General features: G+C 41.7%; 3 protein-coding genes. 1 reads left to right on the plus strand and 2 read right to left on the minus strand.

The features are described from left to right. Positions 1-468 (plus strand): hypothetical protein (locus ACZFYI_RS20255; RefSeq protein WP_462525930.1); only part of this gene is annotated, 468 nt, incomplete at its 5' end. A gap of 76 nt (positions 469-544) precedes the next feature. On the opposite strand, the gene ACZFYI_RS20260 is transcribed toward ACZFYI_RS20255, so the two are convergent. Then, on the minus strand, positions 545-1,147 hold the full coding sequence (locus ACZFYI_RS20260) for an L-serine ammonia-lyase, iron-sulfur-dependent, subunit alpha (RefSeq protein WP_462525931.1): 603 nt from the start codon (positions 1,145-1,147) through the stop codon (positions 545-547). Positions 1,148-1,164: 17 nt separating this feature from the next. Next, on the minus strand, positions 1,165-1,497 hold the full coding sequence (locus tag ACZFYI_RS20265; protein ID WP_462525932.1) for a hypothetical protein: 333 nt from the start codon (positions 1,495-1,497) through the stop codon (positions 1,165-1,167). Between the last annotated feature and the right edge of the window lie 57 nt (positions 1,498-1,554).

Below are 1,554 nucleotides of genomic sequence, written 5' to 3' on the forward strand. Positions count from 1 at the left end.
ATGCTGATTCCAATATTTCTGACACTTGCCCAAAAAAGTGTTTATTTAAGAAACAATGAAAATGGCCATTTAAAAAAAATAAAAAGTAAAAGCATTTTAACTTTTAAAATATCTGATTCGACTTTTGTAACAGGACGAATAATATCTTCGACAGACAGTTTATTTGAAATATCAACCTACAGCCGACACGAAGAGTCTGAAATCGTCACCATTCAAATTAAGTCTGTCAGTCAAGTGACAAATAAATTAATGAACAGGGATGCTGTTGGTGCATCTATTTTCGGATACATAGGGATTATTGGATTAATTACCTCTCCAATTTTATTATTAACAGATACACCGGAAGATGCAAAAAGTTTACTTGAGGTCAGTGCAGTCTTTATTGGAATAGCCGCAGTTTTATATAGTCCTCACCTAATAAAGAGAAATTTTGACACTTGGAATGAATGGACATTAGTGACAAAATGAATCCATTCCTAAGTTTTTTCTATATATAACCCTTCTATTCTAAATTGAATTTTGATTTCCCCCTTTTTTGACCAGATCAACAATTCTTATAAAAATACTTCTGCGTCAATCTAGCTTCGATTTCTTTGGCGGTCTTGGTGATGGACAATCCTCCCAGATTGGTGCATCTCAGATTATTCGGTATACTTTTCCCCACCTCATACATGGTCTCGATGACTTCATCCAAAGGGATAAGATGGTCATAATCTGCCAATGCCATATTGGCACAGGAGAGCGCATTGGAAGCGGCCATCACATTTCTGTTGAGACAAGGAGCTTCTACTCTGTTTCCAATCGGGTCGCAGATCATTCCCAAAGAACTCTGTAAGGCCATTGAAGCAGCAGAAATGCTTTGGTTTAAATTACCACCGGCCAAGTGGACAATTGCTGCAGCAGCCATTGTGGCACCGGAACCGCATTCGGCTTGACAGCCGCCTACTTCCGCCGCAAAAGTAGAATGTGCAGCAATGAATACCCCGATCAAACCAGCAATCATCAAGGCTTGGATGGTCTCCTCGTCTGAAAGTTCCAAAGAATCCGCTACTCCCAAAACAGCCCCGGGCATTGCTCCGCAAGAACCCGCAGTTGGTGCGGCGACGATCACACCCATGAAACTTTTGACTTCCATGATCGCTGACACATACATGATGATCCGGTTCAGAACATCCCCCTGATCAGTTTTTTGTCCTCCATTATGGATTTGAATTTCACAGATTGCGGCCCTAAAATCCGGTCTTCGAATTGTGTTCCTTTCAAACCGGTTTTCACCGCATTTTTGAGGAAAAGGCGGATTTGCTCCATTTTGGCAAGCACTTCCACGGAGGTAATATTTCCCCGGATACTTTCATACCTGACAGCCAATTCCCACAGACTTAAATTCTTGTCTTGGTTGTAAGCCAACATCTCATCGCAGGTAATGAATGGAACGGTTTGGTTTTTTCCGGAAAGGACAAGCAGGATGGACGCTTCTGCAGCGCAGACTGATGTCACACCTTTTGGGTTGCTCGAGCCGATGGCAGATGGGTTTCGTAATTATTTAAAAACCCA

The organism is Aquiflexum sp., assembly GCF_977115555.1.